Source organism: Bdellovibrio sp. BCCA, from assembly GCF_037996825.1.
In the GTDB taxonomy this organism is placed as follows: Bacteria; Bdellovibrionota; Bdellovibrionia; order Bdellovibrionales; family Bdellovibrionaceae; genus Bdellovibrio.
Map to the genome: position 1 here is coordinate 543,452 of NZ_JBBNAC010000001.1, position 19,830 is coordinate 563,281.

Here is a 19,830-nt window from a genome sequence, read left to right on the forward strand (position 1 = left end):
TAGTGCTTCTCTAAAAGGGCCCTCACGGAGAAGCATGTTCAATGAAATCAGTATTTCTAGTTCTCATCTTTTTTTCTACTTTTGTTCACGCTCAAGAAAGTGAAACAACAACGACGACAACAACCACAACGACGGTTGAAACCGTTGTACCAGAGGAAGTTAAGCCCTCCGTAGTTTCGGACGACGATGATGATGAAAAACCAGTAGCGACTTCTACGGCTTCTGTTGAAAAGCCGCGTGGTGAATTCCCGAAATTTGAATTTAAGTCTTATGGTTATATTTCATTTAGCCAACATGAAACTTTTAAAACAGTTCAGAATCTAGAACCGATTGTCCGTCGTCAAATGGACTTGGCAGAGTTCGCTTTTGAAGGTGAATACATCCTCACTGAAAATTCAAAAATCGAATTCGAAGTGGAAATTGAACACGGCGGTGTTGGGACAGCCGTTGAGTTTGATCCATTTGAAGAGTTCGGTGAGTTCGAGCAAGAAATCGAGAAGGGCGGGGAAGTTGTTCTTCACGAAGTTTACTACAAAAAATCTTTCAAATACGGCACGACTTTGAAAGTCGGAAAATTTCCTTTATTTATTTCTCTAGGCTCTGTTCTTACAAAACCACACCGCTATCCTTCAATTCTTCCTTCTGATGTGGAAGCACGCATGATTCCGCTAGGATGGACAGAGACAGGCGTACAAGTTGAGCAAAAGTACGGTCTTTTCACGGGACGTTTGGGAGTTGTCACGGGTTTAAACTCTGAATTCTTTAGAACATACAACTGGGTTGGTGGTGGTTATCAACGCCACTTTGAAACCATGAACGCCGATGATTTGGCGACAGTGGGCAGTCTAGAGTTTGGTAACGTGGGAAAAGGCCAAGGCATTGCCATTGCCGCTTACAAAGGTGACACAACAAAAAACAGATATAAAGTCGACAAGCTGAAAGACACGGCGACTGTGACTCTTTGGTCTTTGCTGGGATCTTACAAATTGGGCAAGTTCGGAATTCAAGGACAAATGATTCTGGGGGAACTTGATAATGCGGATAAAGTTTCTCAGGCCAATGCTACATTGGGCGGACTTGCAAAACCAAAAGCCTTTGCGCCGCTGGGAAGCAAAGCTCGTCTTGAAAGCGTGCAGGTTTCTTACGACGCTTTGGAAGATTTGACGTTCTATCTAAAACAGGAACATGTCGACACGTTTGCGGATGTTGCCGGAAACATCAACAAAAATCCTCGTTACAACATGACAAAAAAATCGGCGGGTTTGATGTGGATGTGGGACACAGCCGCTTTCATGAAAGTTCAGTACTCTCGTGAAAAAACAGAATTGGAAGGCTTGCCGGAAACTTACCAAGCCAACATTGCATTTGGATTTGATTTAGATCGTTTTAATTAATTTATTAAAGGAGACAAAAAATGAAAGCTCTTAAAATGATGTTCGCAGCTTTCGCATTTGCGGGAGCAACGGCTCAAGCAGCGACGAACCAAGAGATCATCAATCACGTTTCTTACAATGTGATTCTTGCAACTTACAATGACCTTGCGGCGCAAACTGCAAACCTAAAAACGGCTGTAGACACATTGGCCGCAAATCCTACTCAAGAAAATTTGAACAACGCTCAAACTGCATGGCGCGCGGCTCGCGTTCCTTGGGAAAGTTCTGAGTCCTTCTTGTTTGGACCAGTTGATTCACTGGGTATTGATCCGATGTTGGACACTTGGCCTTTGAACAAATTGGATCTTGATAACGTTCTTAAATCCAATCGCGCGATCACGACTGATTTCGTGCGGGCACTGGGAACAAATCTTCAAGGTTTCCACACGATCGAATATCTTTTGTTCGGTGACGGAACTTCAGCAAATACAAAACCAGTGACTGCATTGACTGGTAAACAGTTTGAATATTTGAAAGCGACTTCGGCTTTGTTGGCTGAACATGCAGCGACTTTGGCTTACACATGGTCCACAAACTATGACCCAGAAGATCCGTCAGCTCCTGGCTATGTAAAGGTGATCAGCAAACCCGGTTTTGACAACCAATTCTATACGTCTGACAGAGCCGTGATGGAAGAATTTGTTCAAGGCATGATGGGTATCGTTGATGAAGTAGCCAACGGTAAGATGTCTGACCCAATGGGTGCTGACATCGGTTCTGCAAACATGGCTCTTGTCGAGTCACCATTTGCATGGAACTCTTTGAACGACTTCACAAACAACATTCGTTCCGTCTACAGCATCTACACAGGTCACTATAGAACAACAAAAGGTCCGGGCGTGAAAGCTCTTGTTGAAAGAGTAAACCCTGCTTTGGCATCTCAAGTAGAGCAAGACATTTTGAACTGCATGCAGTTGATTCAAGCAATCCGCCCAGCCAACGGTGGCGATTTCGGTCAAGCGATCTTCACGCCAGATGGTCGTGCACGCACACAAAAAGCCATCGACGCCTTGAATGCTCTTCACGGTGTTCTAGAGTCTGAAGTTCTTCCGACCTTGGATATGTAATAGGGGAACATGTGAAAGCTTGGATTGTTCTAACTGCTTTAAGTGGAATGATTATGGGAGCGGCGGCAAACGCGGCTCCTTCAATTGATATGGACTACGTGCGCGCTATTAAGTCAGGCGGTGACACGACGGTTTTTTTTAGAGGAGAATCGGTTCAGGCTTTCAGGAATCCCGCTGCAAACTTAACGGAAGATCAAATTCGTCAGCATTTAACTGGCGATGCTCTTTTTGAAAGAAATTTTTCTGATGATGCCAGTCGTTTTGACTACGGTTTGGGACCTGTTTTCAACAATACAAGCTGCAATGCTTGTCACTCTAAAGACGGTCGCGGTGCTTTGCCGGTAATTCCGTTTGGTCAAGAGTGGGTTCCGCTCAGACAAAACGAAGCGGTCTTTTTGCGCATCAGTATTGAAGACGGCGTCCAACATCCAAAGAGTGCTCAAAATAATTGGGGTGCTCCTGTTGCTGTTCCTGGTTTTTCAGATCAACTCTTTCATTTAGGTTCCATGGGAGTGCGCGAAGACCTTCCCGGCGTAGGCCAAGCGCAGGTTTGGATGAAGTACGAAAAAAGCACCTTCACTTATTCCGACGGAGAAGTGGTGCAGTTGCGTAAGCCGATCTTCAAGATCACAGATGCTTACGATGAATATTTTGATTCCGTTACGGGACAAACGCGCAGTCGTCTTTACGAAAAAGATGTAAAGATGGGCGCACGTATCGGAACGCCTATGATTGGTCTTGGACTTCTTGAGGCGATCAAGGAATCCGACATTCTCGCGTTGGCCGCTCGCGATCTTTCAAGCGAAGGTGTCAGCGGAAAACCGAACTACGTTTTTGATATTCAAAAGAGCATGGTTCACGATCCTTATCCTGTTTCGATGGGACGATTTGGTTTAAAAAACAATACGCCGTCTGTTTTCCATCAATCACTCGGAGCCCTTCGCGGTGACATCGGCGTGACAAACTATGCTTTCCCTCAAGAGAGCATTGTCGGTACAGCCCTCTATGATCTTTTCATGCAAGGAAAGACTCGTCCCACAGTGGTTGAAGCTTCGCGCGAAGTGGCGGACGATCTTGTGTTTTACTCACAAACTCTCGCAGTTCCAGCTCGTCGCAATGTTGATGAAGCAGAAATCATTCGCGGCGCCAACTTATTTCATCAGGTCAGTTGCACAAGCTGCCATCAACCCAGTTTTGTAACGGGCGATCACGCAAATCCCGCTTTCCGTAATCAAAAAATTTATCCTTTCACGGATATGCTTTTACACGACATGGGAGAGGGACTTGCTGATGGACGCCAAGATTTCGATGCCACCGGAAGTGAGTGGAAGACGCGTCCGCTTTGGGGTTTGGGGCATACTCAAACAATCAATCCGCGCGCTGGGTTCCTGCACGACGGTCGGGCTCGCACTATTGAAGAGGCGATTTTGTGGCATGGTGGGGAAGCAGAATTTTCAAAATCTAATTTTGCGAAACTTCCAAAGGCAGACCGTACTGCTTTGATCCAGTTCATCAGGTCTTTGTAGTTTGACTGTTTCAATCTGAATGGTTCAGAAAAAAACTGGACCATGAAACTATGGCGCATTTTGTTAAGACCATTGTACTATCATCTAAAGCTTCTATTGGGGCTGGAGAGGAGGTGGTGCTTATGGTTAAAACATCTGACATAACCAAGGCGGAGGTGACGGCTTCTTAGCCGGCTAGTCCTTCGCCTGGATTCTAAAAGAATCATAATCAAGAGCGACCGCAAGGTCGCTCTTCCATTTTTTAACAAAAATCTGGTCTCATAAGTCTCCGAAGTATCTAACTTAAATCTTTGAAAATGCCGATAAATTCTTGGAACTTTACACTGATTGAAAGCGGGATCTTCCAAGAGTTATGTCTGACGAAAAATCTGAACTTGAAAATACACAACAGGAAGCCGCCGTTTTCATTGATTTCGAACAAGTCGAAGAAGTCTCACGCGTTTTTTTTGAAGAATCCAAAGAGATTCTTGAAGATCTCGACGGTCTGATTCTTAAACTTGAAGCCGATCCTACAAACGCGGACCAAATCAATTTACTTTTCCGTAAAGTTCATACCATTAAAGGCAGTGTCGGTTCCGTTCCTGGTGGACAGTTGATGGGTTCTCTTGCTCATGAGTTTGAGGCGCTTCTTACCCGTATTAAGCGCGAATCGCGTCCGGTTCCCAAAGAGTGCATCGATTTGTTTTTAAAGAGTTCCCGCATTCTCAAAGTTCTAGCTCAAAGTTTACGAGACAAGCGCGAACTTTTTCCGGAAGAACTCAGCGAAGCCATCGAACTAATTTCTGCATATGGCGGTTTCGAGTTTTCTGATGAAGGCCACGTCGTCCACCGTTCTGTCGTAAGAACGGTGCAAGCTTCTTCCGCGGAAGATGAAGGTGTTTGGCTTTCGGTGAAGCAGCTTAATGAGTTCCTTAGAATTTCTGGCGAGCTTCTCGTGTTAAAAAACTTCTTTCAAATGATGAACCAGACAGTGAACTTTCGTTCACAACCGGAACTTTTTGAAAGACGCCAGACGGATTTTTCACAAAATCTTTCTAAGATTTGCGATCAGTTTCAGAATCAGGTTCAATCTGTTCGTAAAGAAAAAGCCAGTGAAAGTTTCCAAGGCTTGCATGTTCTTGTTCGCCAAGCTTCAACGGAGCTGAACAAAAACGTCCACTTTGAAATTCATGGTGGAGAGCTTCTTATTGATAAAGGCTTGGGAAGAGATCTCTATGAAGCGTTGGTGCATGTTGCGCGCAACTCTATTGACCATGGTATCGAAGATCAATTTGAAAGAGCCCTCCAGGGGAAATCCCCGATTGGTTCTTTGTCTCTCGAAGTTTTTGAAAAGAACAACACCGTTCACGTGGTTTTTAAAGATGACGGAAAAGGTTTGGACAAAGAACGTATCTTGCAGCGAGCTTTAAAGCTGGCACTGGTAACAGAAGAGACTGCGGCAAAGCTTTCCGACGATGAAGTCTATCGCTTTATTTTCAACGCGGGTTTTTCAACGAAGGAAAAAGTCACGACGATTTCCGGGCGTGGCGTGGGTATGGACATCGTTCTTGCCACAGTTGAAAAGTATCAAGGAAAAATATTTATCGAAAACAACCCCGGGCAAGGCGCTTGTTTTAGACTCGAAATGCCCATTCCTCAGCACATTATGGTGGAAAGTGCTTTGCTCTGTGCATGGCAGGATTTCCAATTTGCTGTGCCGTTAACATCCGTGGCTCATATCAGTTCTTGCGCAGAAATGCAGATCACAACAGTTGATCACCTTCGTTATTGTCAGTTCAGTGGATTCACAGTTCCTTTAATGAATTACGGTGAAATGCTCTGCTTAAGAACTACCGCAAGTGAGGAACAAGTTCGTTCTTCATCTGCTGTCTTTGTTAAGATCAAAGATGCTATCTTTGCACTCTTGGTGGATAAAATCGAAGCTCAGACGGATCTTGTAGTGAAATCATTTGGAAAGATCGTCGGTGAACAAAAAGGCTTCAAGGGAATTTCAATCCTGGCGGACGAAAAAGTAACGTACATCGTAGATCCTGAAAAGTTGATTGCGTTAATGGTTAGACAGCCCGGCTCAGTGGAGGAAGCAGCATGAGTGACTTCTTTGGTGATGACTTTACAGCCGAGTTAAAAACCTACTTTCTCGATAACCTGGCGAAAGAAGCAGACAAGTTTATAGATCTTGTGGACGATTCTTTGTGGAAGCGTATCCGGAATGAAGTTTCTGAGCAAACAAGAGCCTGGGCTGTCGACGCGAAAACCAACGAATTTAATTTCTTCGCAGAATGGTTAGACGGCTTTGAAAAAAGGACGGAAGCTCAAAAAGAAGCGGCCGAGTTCATAAAATCTCTAAAAGCGGTTAAAGCTTATGCTGAAGCTTTGATCGTTGAAAAAACAGATTCTACAGAGCTTGCCGCAAAATTTTCTTTGGTGGCCGAGAGCCGCCATGAAACTTTGTTCTTGCACTGCCGTTGGGGCGCGCAAGATTTTGCGATTCCCTTGCTCAACGTCGTGGAAATCAGCAGCCATTTACCTCTTTACTCATTACCTCAAAAAAAGCCGGGACTTCTTGGTGTGATTCCCTTTCGAGGCGAAGCCGTTCCTGTCGTGAATTTTCAAGATCATGGCTTTGCAACAGTGGACGCTAAAAATTCTTATTACATTATCTGCGAACATGAAGGCGTGCGTTTTTCTTTGCAGGTCACTGAAACCGACGACCTTTTAAGCCTACGCGATTCAGAACTTCAAAATATAGAAAACCATTCAGCTATGATCCAAGTTTCCTTTGTGAAGCAATTCTTTATTAGAGAAAATAAAAGTGTCATGGTGCTGGATTTAGAAAAACTGGTGGCATAATGAACACACACTATTTATTTCCCGGAAAAGTGGCGGCCTTTAAAGAAGAAACGATCATTTCGACTCTCTTGGGTTCTTGTGTGGCGGTAGCCATTTATGATCCGACAACTAGAATCGGCGGCTTGAACCATTATCTTTTATCAGACGGTCTTCCTGAAGAAAGAGCCAATACCCGTTATGGAAGTCACGCGATTCCCATTCTTATTGAAGAGTGTGTGCGCTTAGGAGCGAATCGCAATAAGTTGCAAGCCAAGATTTACGGCGGTGCTAACGTTATCAGTGTGGCACAGCTAGGTGATGGTATCGGAAAACGCAATATCGATTTGGCTGAAAAAATGCTTAAGGAGTTGGGCATTCCTATTTTAGAAAAAAATGTCGCAGGTGAGTCTGCCAGAACCATTAAGTTGAACACGGCGACTTTTGACGTGCTTCACAACTCTTCAAAAGACGGCACTGTGGAAAGACCTGTGGATGTCTCGGGCTTCAAACCCTTGTCTGTAGCGAAAAACGTGAAAGTTCTGGTTGTCGATGACTCGGCGACGGTAAGAACTCTTTTCACAAATATTTTTACCAAGAACGGTTTGGAAGTGGTCGGAGCTGCGGCGGATGCCTATCAAGCTCGCGAGCTTATTCTGAATAAAAAACCAGATGTAATTACTTTGGACATCGAGATGCCGAAAATGTCTGGTGTGATGTTCTTAGAAAAAATCATGAAGCATCATCCAATACCTGTCGTGATGGTGTCATCTCTTGCAAGCACCGGGGAAGCCGCATTGAAATCGTTAGAGCTAGGTGCAATTGAATTCGTTCATAAGCCTTCGCAATTTGACCCGGCAGTTTTAAAGGACCTTGCAGGAATGCTCGTCGATAAAGTTCGTGCGGCGGCTTCAGTCAATGTCCTTAAAAAATTAAAAGAAGCTCCGCCAGTGATGGAAATGAAAAGCGCAAACAACGCGACCTCTACACTTAGAAAAGCTGCGGAGCTAAAAGTCGTTGTTCTTGGGGGGAATGCCGGAAGTGCCGACGCCTTGGAAAAATTCGTAAAAGGATTGGCTGCGGATACGCCTCCTGTGGTGGTGTCATGCAGTACGGTAGCGAATTTTATCACAGCCTTTATCAGTAAACTGAAGGTCGGTTCAAAAGTGACATCCGTTGTTGCAAAGGACGGAGATTTCTTAAGAATGGGACATGTATATTTTATCCCTTCTGAACATCACGGAAAAATTCAAGCGGGTCCGCATGGTCCTATGTTGAACATCGTAAAAGGGGCACCTGTTTGTTCGCAGCTGCCATCAAGCAACGTTTTGTTTCAGTCAGCAGCCCAAAGTTATTCCAAAGGTGTCTACGCTGTGTTGTTAGGTGGATTCGGAACGGACGGCGTCGACGGTCTTATTGAAGTGCAGAAAAAGGGTGGCGCTAGCGTCGTGCAGCACCCTGAAGAAGCGCAATTTCCCTATGCTCCACAGAAAGCCATTGAACTTGGAGTTGCGGATGAGGTACTTAAATCAGATATGTTGGCGCATCATTTGATGCAGTATCGAAACCAAAACTTGTACTAGGATGTTCTTTGGACCTCTCAAATTTTATAGGCGGGGAATTTGTTCCTGCCGAAAGCAAGGCAACCTTCACAAAATATTCTCCTTTTGATGGAAGTGTTTTAGCGCAAGTGGCGTCAAGCGATGCCATGGACGTCATTAAAACTTTGCAGATCGCAAAAAAAGCGGCACCTCTTTTTAAAGAGCTTTCAAAAGAAAATAGATCTGAGTTGTTAGCTAAAATGGCCGCTTACCTAGAGCAAAATGCCGATGTGATTGCTTATGAAGAAGCCCTTCACCAAGGTCTTTCGCATTCATTCGTTCTAGAAAACAGTGTGAAACCCGCGATTCAAATTTTGAAAAACAATGCGCAAAGTCTTTTGCTAGGAAATTCGATACATATTGTACAACAACCTAACGGTGTGATGGGTCTTATCACATCATGGTGCTTGTCCTTAAAACTCGTGATCGAAAGATTGGCTCCGGCCTTGGCTGCTGGAAATGTTGTGATCATAAAAATTTCCGAGCAGTCTCCGATCACGGCGAAAATTCTGGGTGAGGTCGCCAAAGCGGCGCAAGTTCCAGCGGGTGTCATCAATGTTTTGCAAGGCAGAAGTGATATTGCTCAAGTGATTGCAGGTCACCCCAGCATTCACGCGGTCACGGCCGTTGGCAAAACTTCAACCATGGAAAGCATTGCAAAGGCAGGTCTTTCACAGTTCAAAAAAATGCAACTCAATGGGAGTGCAAAGAATCCCGCGATTGTTTTGGCAGATACAGATTATAAAAATTTGATGCCCGAAATCCTTCGTCCATTTTTGATGGGGCAAGGTCAACTTTGTTGGAATATTTCACGCATCTTTGTTCTTGAATCCTTTGCGCAGGATTTTTTGAATGTCGCTAAAGAATATCTCTCAACATTAACACCTCTTAAAGATCCGCGCGGTTCTGAAGTGTGGACGCCCTTGATTTCAGAGGAAGCGATCCAAAGCATTGATGCAAAAATTCATAGCGGTGTAGAAGAGCACGGAAAAGTGTTTGTCGGCGGCGCCCGTTTCGACGGTCCCGGTTATTTTTATAAGCCCACTGTGATGCTTGATCTTCCGAACTGTAGCGTTCTTCAACAAGATGAATTGCAAGGACCGTTGTTGTTAATAACTCCGGTAAAGTATCAACACGAAAGCTTAAAGTGGGCGAATACAAGTTATCTTGCTCATTCAGGTATTGTGTGGGGACCTTCGGAAAAAGTGATGAAGGTGATTTCGCAATTAGAGTGCGCTTACGTGTGGGTGAACTCTTGGACAAAAGGCGAGACAGAAATCATCTTTGGACATAAGCAATCCAGCTTTGGAAATCCTGAGATGTCTTGGTCTGGAAGCTTTTATTCGGATGTAAAAAAATTGGCGGGGACCTTATAACGTCAACCTTCTGACGAAATCCCCTGTCGAATTCTTGACGAAGCTCAATTCAAATTATGCGTTTTCGCCCGAGTTTTGACTTCACAATGAGGGCAGAATGCTTCTTCTTTGATTTCAGAAATTCCGCGATCAGCAATGTGTTTTAGCTCCAGCACTGTGCCGCAAAGTATGCAATTGTTTTGAGAAATTATAAACTCGCGGTGCTTTTTCGAGTCGGCTTTTTCAAAGTAGTTGATCTTGCTGTATTCCATTTTGTCTCGTTCCTTCGAGTTCATCGACCTTTACGGCCAAGGCTCCATCCTGGAGCATTAAGGAGCCACTGCAAAAGCTGTTCACAGGCCAACGTCCGGTGTCCGGAACCCTGGCGTCGTCTCTTTGGATTTTCTGAAGGTGTCTTTTTTGGATAGGCCTCGAAGCGATGAAAAGGAGATAACAATGAAAACAATCTTAAAGCTAACAACCGGTCTTGCTGCTTTAGCAATGCTCGCAGGCTGCGTAGAATTTAAAGACGCTGACGACGAAACACCCCATGCCCCAGAACCTATGGTCGAAGTTCAAAGCATGGGAAATCTTGTGGTCGATAAAAACCTCTACATCTGGAACGGTAAAATTGTTACTGAAGAAGAAATGCTTTCGATAGAATCTGGCAAAAACAAAGATTTCGAATTTCAGTTTGATGAACTCCGCTTTGAGGAAAACGGTGTTCTTTATACCATGGGAAACAATGTTCGAATCCACGCCAATCGTTTTGTTTCTGCTAAAGGAAGAATTGCGACCTTTCCCAAAAATATGAAAGCGCAATTAGGTGAAGAAGGAAGATCTGGAGGACATATTCTTTTAAATCTTGGTGTCGCGGTTGGAGGTCTTACTATTGAAATGCGTGGCGAATCAGGCGGAGATGGAATCCCGGCGAAATATCCTGATTTTGCGCTTAAGGGACCGAAAGGCAAAGACGGACGTAGTGAAAGGTTCTGCCAACGCCGTCGTCCTGAAGCTCTTTTGCCATTTGCCTATAGCGGTGCTGAAGGCCTTAAAGGTCTTCCGGGCTATCCCGGTGGAGACGGCAAAAAAGGCGGGGCCACGGGTACTTTAGAAATCTCTATCGAAGACTCAAGTCGCTTTGTTCACAATGTCGAAAAAGTTCCAGGCGTGGGAGGAATGGGCAAACCCGGAGGTGTCGGTGGCGACGGCGGCGACGGAGGCAATCCCACGGTCGATAGCCGAGGGCAAAATTGTGGAGGAATCCGGGGATTGATGGGGCCACGAGGAGACAAAGGACCCGATGGGAAAAATGGTGCAAATGGTGAAGTACAAACTTCCTGCATCACAAAGAATAAAATAATGAATTGCTCAAACTAAGTCATTTCTTCCATCGAATGCGTTAATATCGTTTGAATCAATGCTTCGACTTGCACGGGTTTGGTTAAATAATCCGTGCAACCGGCTTCTATGCAACGTTCCCGATCATCCTTCATAGCGTGAGCAGTCAGCGCAATGATCGGTTTTTTATATCCGGCTTGACGTAATTTTCGTGTGGCCGTGTAGCCATCCATCACCGGCATTTGAATATCCATTAAAATAATATCGTAATTATTTTCCAAAGCTTTGTTGAGACCCTCTTCGCCATTTGTCGCTAAGGTCAGTTTGGCGCCCCTTTTACTTAGCATTCTCTGAATCAAAAGACGGTTGTCTTCGACGTCATCGACCAAAAGTATATTTGTACTGGCAAGTTGTTTTCCAAGATGAATTTCTCCGCGGTGAGTGGAAGCTTTGGCTATGGTTGGTGCCACCGTTTGCAAGGCAATTCGCACGGTGAATGTGCAACCTTTACCGATCTGGCTGTCATCCAACGTCACATCTCCACCCATCATTTGCGCTAACTTTTTAGACAGCACCAAACCCAATCCCGTGCCTTCATATTTTCTTGAAACAGAATTGTCGATCTGACTGAATGCCTGAAACAGCAAGGTGCGTTTGTCTTGCGCTATACCGACACCGGTGTCTTGAATTGTAAAAACAAGACTATCGCCAGAGACTTCGTAGGTCATGCGCACGTAGCCTTTTTCCGTGAACTTAATCGCGTTACCCAAAACATTTGTCAGAACCTGGCGTAACCTAAGAGGATCCGTATATATCATGTCGGGAACGATGCCGCGACGGTTGAATTCAATATGAAGAGGTTTGTCTTGGCTCTTTGCCACCATCACGACGTGAATGTCATCCAGAAGTGAAGATAAAGAGAACTGACTTTTTTCAATCTCTAAGTGACCGGCTTCGACTTTAGATAAATCTAGAATGTCATTGATAATGCGAGTGAGATTTTCTCCCGTGCGATGGATGACATTCAAATATTGCAGGCGCTCTTCTTCGGGTAGATTTTTATCTTTAAGCAAGTCCGAGAATCCGATAATCGCAGCCAAAGGTGTGCGGATCTCGTGACTCATATTTGCAAGGAATAAACTTTTTAACTGGCTTGCTTGTTCGGCTTGCTGTCGTTCGCCGATACTGTGCCGTAAGTCGAAAGCCATTTTGTTTAAAGACTCTGCGAGTTGTCCCAACTCATCACCTGAGCGCACGGGGACATGAACATCGAACTCGCCGTGGCCTACTTTGTGAGCGGCGACATTGAGCTCTTTAAGTCCTTTTGAAAGATTGCGGCTGAAGGTAACGGTAAGAAACAAGCCAGTGCCTTCTACAATCAACACTGCTAGAAGAAGAGTGATCATCAAAAGACCTTCGAGCCAGCGTGAACCTTCACCCAAGGTGTAAGAAAAACTTCCTTCTAAAATTGTTAAACGATCATTGAGTTCGTCAATTTTATCCAGTGTCGTGATGATTTCTTTTTCCGGGGCCCGAGTGGAAATCAAATGGTGAAGGTTTTCTCCGTAAGAGATCATCTCGTTGGTCAGATCGTCACCTTCTTGCCAGATGCTGATGGCCCTGGCGACGTAAGAGACATTATTGAATTTCAAAATCAAATGCACAACGCCGGGAACGTCGTCGGGATGAATTCGCCCTTGCGCAAAACCTTCGTGAGCCTCGCGAATATTGGGCGGCGTTTTTTCTAAAGCTCGACGTGCTTTACTATCGCCCAAAGGAATTTCCAGATTTTCACGGAAAGAGCGATAAAATTCTGGATCACGAGTGCGCGCATATTTGTGCAGGCTGATCACAGCGTCCTTTTGCGCTTTCGACCACAGGCTTTCGCCTGTAACGAAGCCGCGCAAGGAAGACAGCGTATTCATCGCGAAATACAGAGAGAAAAGCTCTAAAGCAATAAGTAAGGCCATCACGCCAATAACAGCGTAAAGTTTGTTTGAAACTGAAAGGTGTCGCCAAAATCGTCGTGGTCCCATACTCTCTTTATCGGACAGATGTGGGATTATTATAAACAAATTCCATTTTGTAAATATCCAGACGTAGGACAGAAAAAAAAGGCCTTCACAAGGAAGGCCTTTTGATGACTTTCATTGCAGATCGTTAATCTAAGTAGCTGGTTTTGAGCTTCTGCTCTTCTTGATATTTCTCAAGACCGAAATGAATCAGCTTCGTGATCAAGTCCTTATAGGAAACGCCAGCGGCTTCCCACATTTTTGGATACATCGATATTTTTGTAAAACCTGGGATCGTGTTGATTTCATTTACGAAAATATCACCGTTCGCCTTCATGAAGAAATCCACACGAGTTAAACCGTCACAACCCATCACTTGATATGTTTTTTTTGCCAAGGTTTGCAGGTTTTGGACTTGTTCAGCCGTCATCTCTGCCGGGATTTTTAGAAGGGCGCCATTGTCATCAACGTACTTAGCCTCATAAGAATAAAATTCATGCTGGGGGATGATTTCACCCGGTAAAGAAGCTTGCGGAGCATGATTATGTCCCATTACGGAGCATTCAATCTCGCGACCTTGAACAAATTCTTCCGCTAAAACTTTATTATCGAATTGGAAAGAGTCCTTCAATTTCGTCACAAACTCATCTGCATTTTTGATTTTATGAACGCCCACAGAGGAACCTGCATTGGCAGGTTTAATAAAGAACGGGGAGCCCAATTGTGTTGTGATCTCCGCATAAGAAATGTTTTTAAACGGAGTCAAAAGCATATAACGAGCATTCGGGATTTTCGCTTCGACAAGAAGACGTTTCATCACTTCTTTATCCATGCCGGCGGCGGAAGACCAAACTCCACAACCGACAAAAGGCAATTGAACCATTTTAAAAAGACCTTGAATGGTTCCGTCTTCTCCCATAGTTCCGTGCAGAATTGGAAATGCCACATCCACAGATGTTTTCGATTGGTCTTTCAAAGAGTAAAGGACCGGTTTCCCTTGGAGAGAAATAAGGGCCACGGGTTCCGCATTCGGAGGTAAGGCAGAATCAACAACTTTTGTTGATTGGAAAACGTTCATATCTGGAAAACGATACCAACTGCCTTCCTTACTAATTCCGATAAGCACGGGAACAAAACTTTCTTTATCCAAAGCATCGGCAATGTTTTTGGCAGAGCGCAAGGAAACCTCGTGCTCCGCTGACTTTCCACCGAAAATAAGTGCGACAACTGTTTTCATATTATGCCCACTCTACAAGTTCATGCGCCAAACCAAAGATGCCTTTAAAGACTTCATTCGGTTTTGCGTCGTCATACATATATGCTGGAGTCGTGACGATTTTTCCTTCACGGTCCGTAATGTAATCATCAACAGGACAATCTTCATGTTGTGCACCTGTCTTTTTGATTTCGGCCGCTGTTTCAGGATCTTCACCAATGGTCACCGTGACTTTTTTATCACCCAGAACGCGCGCCAACAAAACAGGGGCAATACAACATGCGCCAATCGGTTTGCTTGCGCTGTGGAATTCTAAAATCACGCGTTTGACGTCGGGGTTCACGTCGCACTTGGCACCTTTTTCGGCCCAGTTTGAAAGATTTTTTGCGGCTCCGTAGCCGCCGGGGAATGCCAAGGCATCAAAGTCTTTCACTTGAAGCTGATCTAGGCTTTGAATATTTCCGCGAGCAATACGCGCAGCTTCGACAAGCAGGCGACGCTTTTCTGTTTGAGGTTTTCCCTCGATATGATTCATCACTGGAATTTCAATGTCGGGAGCAAAACAAGAAACGTCTGCTCCGGCTTGGTGAAGAGCAATCAGCAAACTGACGGACTCCGTGATTTCACTGCCATCAAGATGCCCACAACCAGATAAAACAACGGCAATCTTTTTCATAAAACCTCCCGAAAGAGGTTTTAGATTACTCTAGGTTCCGCCCTTTTTAAAGTTCTTTAACTTAGTGCACGTCGTGACGAGAACTTTCTGATCTTGCACTGTGTACAGTTGACGATAGCAATATTCGTTCATGCGCGAGAAGAACGGCATGTCAGGACTCAAAGCGATAGAGTAATTCACTTTTTGTGTCTCTACCGATTCACCTTTTTTTAGAGAAATCGTCCAATTGAATTGAACCGTCTTCACATGATAAGTGCAGTCGGCAAAACCACCGCAATTAGGTTGCGCTTTGATCATGTCGGGAAGGGGACGCACTTCATCCGCTGTCTTAAGATTCGAGCATTGAATTTCACAGCTATCCATTCCCAAATCTTCTTTGCAGTATTTATCAAGAGCGTCGCTCTTAACACAAGAACCTGCTAAACCATAAATGCGCTCAAAGCCCAAAGACATTTGATTGTCTTCAGCTAAAGTTTTTAACGAAGCGTAAGGCTTGGCCGCTCGTAAAGCATTCTGCGCCATTGTCACAGCTGCATTGGCTTTTCCAACAGTGCGATGATCTTCGCGAGTGGACTGCGCACCTTCTTGATCCTGCTTATAGACTTTTGTTTGATAAAGAAAAGTATAAAGCCAAGAGTCCGTCTGCTCTTCTTTTTTAGAAATCGTGATGCCTTCTTGTAGAACATAGAAAGGCTTTGGATTGTTTTCTATTGTTTGTTCTGTTTCTTGAAAAAGAAAATCATTCGGCGCCATCGTGAGGGGATCGGTATTGCCCCAACCTTGAGCCACGGCAGAATAAACTTCTTGAGCTGTCGCGGGCGTTTCCGTTTCTTCAACCGGCTCCTTAATACAAGAAACCATACTGGCTGTGAGCGCCAGTAGCACGATGATTTTATTTAAACTCATATAGAGTCCCATCCCCAGATCCACAGATTCAGTGGCAATACTTTTTCAAGTTTTTGAATGGTCTCTTCCTTGAACATTCCTAAAGCGCGGTAGTCCACCGGGCCAAAAAGAAGACGAACCATGTCGGTTTCATTATTGATAGTGAAAAGATCCTGGCCCACACCAAACACAAAATGTTGCGGGTGTTTTTCCAAGACGATATCCGCGACACCTTCCGCACGGAAAGCGCGTTTGATTTTCGCAGACAGTTGATCGAAGTTCACAAGTTTGATCATGCCCAAGAAACCTTGATTCATCGTCACAGGTTTTTGCTGCAACTGTTGAATTAAGTTCTGCGCATGACGAGGGCAAATAATCGTATAAGGTTGGTTCTTATGAGCACGAATGAAACTAAAAAGCGCCATCAATTTCGAAATAGAGCCACCCCATTCATGGATGTAACCACCAAGATCAACCCCCTTGCCTTCAATGGCATAAGCCGCAAGTTGACCATTGGACTCCCAAGCCGTATAAACTTTCGTTTGCGGAATCGAGAGAAACTTTCGAGTTTCCTCAATAGTGCGAACCGAATTTACAGAGTGAGAAGAGTAAAGACGATAAATCGCATCCGGAGAAACTTTAGTGTCCGTTGAAAAACGAAGATTTATAGGTGGAATGTCATAATTTTCTTCCACCACAAAACTAATTTCACTGCCAGCCAGCTCAAATCCCATCCGACGATAAAAATCAAAAAGATCCGTCCACAAAATAGCAATGTCACAAGACTGTTCCGTAGCCAGCTTCAAACAATCCGAAATCACTTTTGTGCTTAACCCCTGACCACGATGTTGATCGTCAGTCACCACAGATCCAATCGCACCCACTTTAAAAATCACATGCGGCGACTTAATAATAAGAGGCTTCAACACAGCATGAGAAAGAACATGCCCCTCATCCGCAATAATACGCATATTATGCAAGTTGTTAGAAGAAAACGCCGTCGGATACTCCGCCGCAATCGACCAAGAAGCCTCATTGCGCAATTTCTTATTTAAGAAATCAAGCACCGTGGGTAATTCATTTTCAGAGGGTGAACGAGGTCCTTCCATTGGATCTCTCCTTTTAAAAGCTAAACTGTGTGGGGTAGGGAGTGGCTCTCATATTAAAATGCGAGTTCCGCAGCAGCGAGGCCCGAAGGGACCGCGTCAGCGAGGACTGTCTGAGTGTTTTAATATGAGAGCCACTCCCTACCCCTTATATAGTCTAGCGTTAAAAAGCAGAGGCCCATAGGACGGCAAAGTCCGAGGTGTGAAAAATGCGACCCAAGTCTGGAACTGGATTTGACATAAAGGTCAAAAGTTTTATATTAAGGTCGCATATTTAGGAGACCTCATGGCCGATAAGAGTCAGCAATGGAAAGAGAATAAACCGGGTAAAATGTTCGTGGATCAATCATGTATTGCCTGCGATGCCTGCGTTTTGACGGCTCCTAAGAACTTCTCAATGCATGAAGAAGACGGCCATGCTTTCGTGGCTAAACAACCGGAAACTCCTGAGGAAGAAGCTCTATGTAAAGAGGCGATGGAAGGTTGTCCAGTTGAAGCCATCGGAAACGATGGCGATCAGTAAAAAGAAATCCCCCTCCAAGAAAACAGCCCCTAAAAAGGTCGTCAAAAAAGCGGCTCCTATTTTGGAGACCATTGAGCTTTTTAAGCGCTATTACCCTGACGCTCATTGTGCCCTTAATTTCACAAATCCCTATGAGCTTTTAGTTGCCACGGTTCTTTCCGCGCAATGCACGGATGAACGCGTGAACATGGTGACTCCAAACCTTTTCAAAAAGTATCCGACCCCGCAAAAGATGGCGAAGGCCCCGGTGGAGGATATTGAAAACATCATCCGCTCCACAGGTTTTTTTAAGAACAAAGCCAAGAGCCTTAAAGGGGCTGCGATTGAGCTTGTTGAAAAGTACAAAGGCGAAATTCCGCAAAATCTCGAGGCTTTGGTCGAGCTGCCTGGAGTGGGACGTAAAACAGCGAATGTTGTTTTGGGAAATGCGTTTGGTATTGCCAGCGGTATTGTCGTGGACACTCACGTGACTCGTTTGTCCAACCGTCTGGGTTGGGTGAAGACTGAAAACGCCGTGCTAATTGAAAAGGAACTTTGCAAGCATGTACCTGAGGAAGACTGGGTCATGCTGTCGCACTATCTGATCTCTCATGGCCGAGCTATCTGTAAGGCGAGAAAACCTGATTGCAGTCATTGTTTCCTAGAGGAGACTTGCCCTAAGAAGGGTGTCTAGTTCACAATGGTTTCATGTTTGTTGCATTCTTTGAGAGCGTTAAATACGTAGGCCATCTTTTACCGATTTCTTTCTTAAGAATTTTCTTAGGTTATTATTATTTAGAACAAGCGATGATGAAGTTTCGCGGCGATTTTTTAACTCGTCCGCGCATTGCTGATCAAATGGCAGAGTGGTTGCCGGCAAGTCATGCTCCAAATTGGTTTAAGATTTTTGCCAGCAGTCAGATGATTCCCAATTGGCAAACGGTGGCATTCATTATCCTAGGCCTTGAGTTCGCAATCGCGATCTCCTACATCATCGGTTACGTTGTCAGACCCGTGGCGCTTCTGGGTGTTCTTCTTTGCGTGACGATGTTGTTTATTTCCGGTCCCGGTTCAGAAGATCTTTATAAAACGTTTTTAGCGATTCATCTGATTTTGGCATGGGTGGGCGCAGGACGCTGCTTGGGGTTTGATTATTATTTCTTCAAGCGTCGTCGCGGTTTGTGGTGGTAAGACGTGAAACATTTCATCTTCTTCATGGCAGTTATCTTCTTGGGTTTGTTTCTGGCGGTTCTCAATAAAACCGAGCAGGGAGCGGCTTCAAATTCACTTCCGACAATTCGTGTGTTTGGTTATGCGTCTTTCACGGGACGTTGGGGACCAGGGCCTCTTTTAAAAGAGCAGTTTGAAAAAACCTGTAAGTGCAAAGTGGAATTCATCGAAGGCAGTGATTCAGGAATTCTTTTGCAGCGTCTGAAAATCGAAGGTGAAAGTTTAGGCGCTGACGTCGTTATCGGTCTTGATCAATTTGATTTATCAAAAGCGATTGCCGAGCAGTCTTGGCGCAAGCTCAGCTTGGGACAACTCAATGTTTACGATTCGGTGAAACCTGCGTTGTCCAATAGCTTCTTTGTTCCCTATGATTGGGGAGCTTTGACGTTTGTGACGAGAAAAGGGGATCTTCCTCGCTTTCCGGCTTCTTTAGACGATTTGTTGGCACCCGAACTTGCGAAAAAAATTGCGCTTCAAGATCCGCGCACGAGTTCACCGGGCATGCAGTTTTTGTATTGGGTGATTCGTTCTAAAGGTGAAGACGAAGGTTTCAAATATTTGCAAAAATTGATGGGACAGGTTCACAGCTTCTCACCAACTTGGTCCGCGGCTTACGGGCTTTTCACGAATAAACAGGCGAAGCTGGTTTATTCTTACGTGACGTCGCCGCTCTATCACGAGATTGAAGAAAAAAATAAAGACTATGTGGCATTGCCATTTAATGAACCACTTCCGGTGCAATTTGAATTTGTGGGAATCCCAGAATTTTGTCGTCACTGTGAATTAGGAGAGCAGTTTATTAACTTGATGCTGTCTCCTGAAGGTCAAAAAATCATCATGGAAAAAAACTATATGTTCCCGGTGATGAAAGGTGTGATGGAAAATACTCCTTTTGCGCCGTTGATGAATGTGAAAACGATGAGCCAAGTAGAAATTCTTTCTGCTGCTGAAGTCGATCGTCTTTTGCGACGTTGGACGGAAGTCCGCCGAGGCGAACTCAATTGAATCTAAGACAGTGCCTGCGTCTCAGTTATGTTTTGTTTCTTTTGTTCCC

General features: G+C 44.7%; 18 protein-coding genes. 12 read left to right on the forward strand and 6 right to left on the reverse strand.

Annotated features, from left to right (window positions below):
- The first annotated feature begins 41 nt into the window (after positions 1-41).
- From AAAA78_RS02750 to AAAA78_RS02780, 7 genes are all read left to right on the forward strand, one after another.
- Positions 42-1,394: a hypothetical protein gene (locus tag AAAA78_RS02750; RefSeq protein ID WP_340590187.1), complete on the forward strand. Its 1,353-nt coding sequence runs from the start codon at positions 42-44 to the stop codon at positions 1,392-1,394.
- Between the two features lie 20 nt (positions 1,395-1,414).
- Entirely contained in the window at positions 1,415-2,500 is a 1,086-nt protein-coding gene (locus AAAA78_RS02755; RefSeq protein ID WP_340590188.1) for an imelysin family protein, read from the forward strand.
- An 11-nt stretch (positions 2,501-2,511) separates the two neighbouring features.
- On the forward strand, positions 2,512-4,026 hold the full coding sequence (locus AAAA78_RS02760; RefSeq protein ID WP_340590189.1) for a di-heme oxidoredictase family protein: 1,515 nt from the start codon (positions 2,512-2,514) through the stop codon (positions 4,024-4,026).
- A 352-nt stretch (positions 4,027-4,378) separates the two neighbouring features.
- On the forward strand, positions 4,379-6,115 hold the full coding sequence (locus AAAA78_RS02765; RefSeq protein ID WP_340590190.1) for a chemotaxis protein CheA: 1,737 nt from the start codon (positions 4,379-4,381) through the stop codon (positions 6,113-6,115).
- The gene (locus AAAA78_RS02770; protein ID WP_340590191.1) at positions 6,112-6,876 is read left to right on the forward strand and encodes a chemotaxis protein CheW; all 765 of its coding nucleotides are present in this window, start codon (positions 6,112-6,114) and stop codon (positions 6,874-6,876) included. Before AAAA78_RS02765 ends, AAAA78_RS02770 begins: the two co-directional genes overlap by 4 nt.
- Positions 6,876-8,435 carry a chemotaxis protein CheB gene (locus AAAA78_RS02775; RefSeq protein WP_340590192.1) on the forward strand — a complete coding sequence of 520 codons (1,560 nt, stop codon included), beginning with the start codon at positions 6,876-6,878 and terminating at the stop codon, positions 8,433-8,435. The genes AAAA78_RS02770 and AAAA78_RS02775 overlap by 1 nt, the downstream gene beginning before the upstream one ends.
- Positions 8,436-8,443: 8 nt before the next feature.
- Positions 8,444-9,829 (forward strand): aldehyde dehydrogenase family protein, encoded by a 1,386-nt coding sequence (locus tag AAAA78_RS02780; protein WP_340590193.1) that lies wholly within the window; start codon positions 8,444-8,446, stop codon positions 9,827-9,829.
- Positions 9,830-9,873: 44 nt separating this feature from the next.
- Here the strand turns inward: AAAA78_RS02780 and AAAA78_RS02785 are convergent, their stop codons facing one another.
- On the reverse strand, positions 9,874-10,080 hold the full coding sequence (locus AAAA78_RS02785) for a hypothetical protein (protein ID WP_295900418.1): 207 nt from the start codon (positions 10,078-10,080) through the stop codon (positions 9,874-9,876).
- A 184-nt stretch (positions 10,081-10,264) separates the two neighbouring features.
- Between AAAA78_RS02785 and AAAA78_RS02790 the strand changes: the two genes are divergently transcribed.
- A complete protein-coding gene (locus tag AAAA78_RS02790; protein ID WP_340590194.1) occupies positions 10,265-11,188 on the forward strand; it encodes a hypothetical protein in 924 nt (307 codons plus the stop codon).
- On the opposite strand, the gene AAAA78_RS02795 is transcribed toward AAAA78_RS02790, so the two are convergent.
- From AAAA78_RS02795 to AAAA78_RS02815, 5 genes are all read right to left on the reverse strand, one after another.
- Positions 11,185-13,119, reverse strand: a complete 1,935-nt coding sequence (locus AAAA78_RS02795) for a response regulator (RefSeq protein ID WP_340590195.1) — start codon at positions 13,117-13,119, stop codon at positions 11,185-11,187. The genes AAAA78_RS02790 and AAAA78_RS02795 overlap by 4 nt on opposite strands.
- A 190-nt stretch (positions 13,120-13,309) precedes the next feature.
- The gene (locus tag AAAA78_RS02800) at positions 13,310-14,398 is read right to left on the reverse strand and encodes a D-alanine--D-alanine ligase family protein (protein ID WP_340590196.1); all 1,089 of its coding nucleotides are present in this window, start codon (positions 14,396-14,398) and stop codon (positions 13,310-13,312) included.
- A 1-nt stretch (position 14,399) separates the two neighbouring features.
- Positions 14,400-15,053 carry an isoprenoid biosynthesis glyoxalase ElbB gene (gene elbB, locus AAAA78_RS02805; RefSeq protein ID WP_340590197.1) on the reverse strand — a complete coding sequence of 218 codons (654 nt, stop codon included), beginning with the start codon at positions 15,051-15,053 and terminating at the stop codon, positions 14,400-14,402.
- A 30-nt stretch (positions 15,054-15,083) separates the two neighbouring features.
- The gene (locus AAAA78_RS02810; RefSeq protein ID WP_340590198.1) at positions 15,084-15,959 is read right to left on the reverse strand and encodes a hypothetical protein; all 876 of its coding nucleotides are present in this window, start codon (positions 15,957-15,959) and stop codon (positions 15,084-15,086) included.
- Entirely contained in the window at positions 15,956-17,047 is a 1,092-nt protein-coding gene (locus AAAA78_RS02815) for a GNAT family N-acetyltransferase (protein WP_340590199.1), read from the reverse strand. The genes AAAA78_RS02810 and AAAA78_RS02815 overlap by 4 nt, the downstream gene beginning before the upstream one ends.
- 283 nt (positions 17,048-17,330) lie before the next feature.
- On the opposite strand from AAAA78_RS02815, the gene AAAA78_RS02820 reads away from it, so the two are divergent.
- From AAAA78_RS02820 to AAAA78_RS02835, 4 genes are read left to right on the forward strand one after another with little or no spacing between them, the layout of a single operon-like run.
- A complete protein-coding gene (locus tag AAAA78_RS02820; protein WP_295900405.1) occupies positions 17,331-17,567 on the forward strand; it encodes a ferredoxin in 237 nt (78 codons plus the stop codon).
- The gene (gene nth, locus AAAA78_RS02825) at positions 17,554-18,240 is read left to right on the forward strand and encodes an endonuclease III (RefSeq protein WP_445291990.1); all 687 of its coding nucleotides are present in this window, start codon (positions 17,554-17,556) and stop codon (positions 18,238-18,240) included. The genes AAAA78_RS02820 and nth overlap by 14 nt, the downstream gene beginning before the upstream one ends.
- 14 nt (positions 18,241-18,254) lie before the next feature.
- Positions 18,255-18,737 carry a DoxX family membrane protein gene (locus AAAA78_RS02830; RefSeq protein ID WP_295900401.1) on the forward strand — a complete coding sequence of 161 codons (483 nt, stop codon included), beginning with the start codon at positions 18,255-18,257 and terminating at the stop codon, positions 18,735-18,737.
- Between the two features lie 3 nt (positions 18,738-18,740).
- Complete coding sequence (locus tag AAAA78_RS02835) at positions 18,741-19,781, forward strand: thiamine ABC transporter substrate-binding protein (RefSeq protein WP_340590201.1); 1,041 nt, start codon at positions 18,741-18,743, stop codon at positions 19,779-19,781.
- Positions 19,782-19,830: the final 49 nt, after the last annotated feature.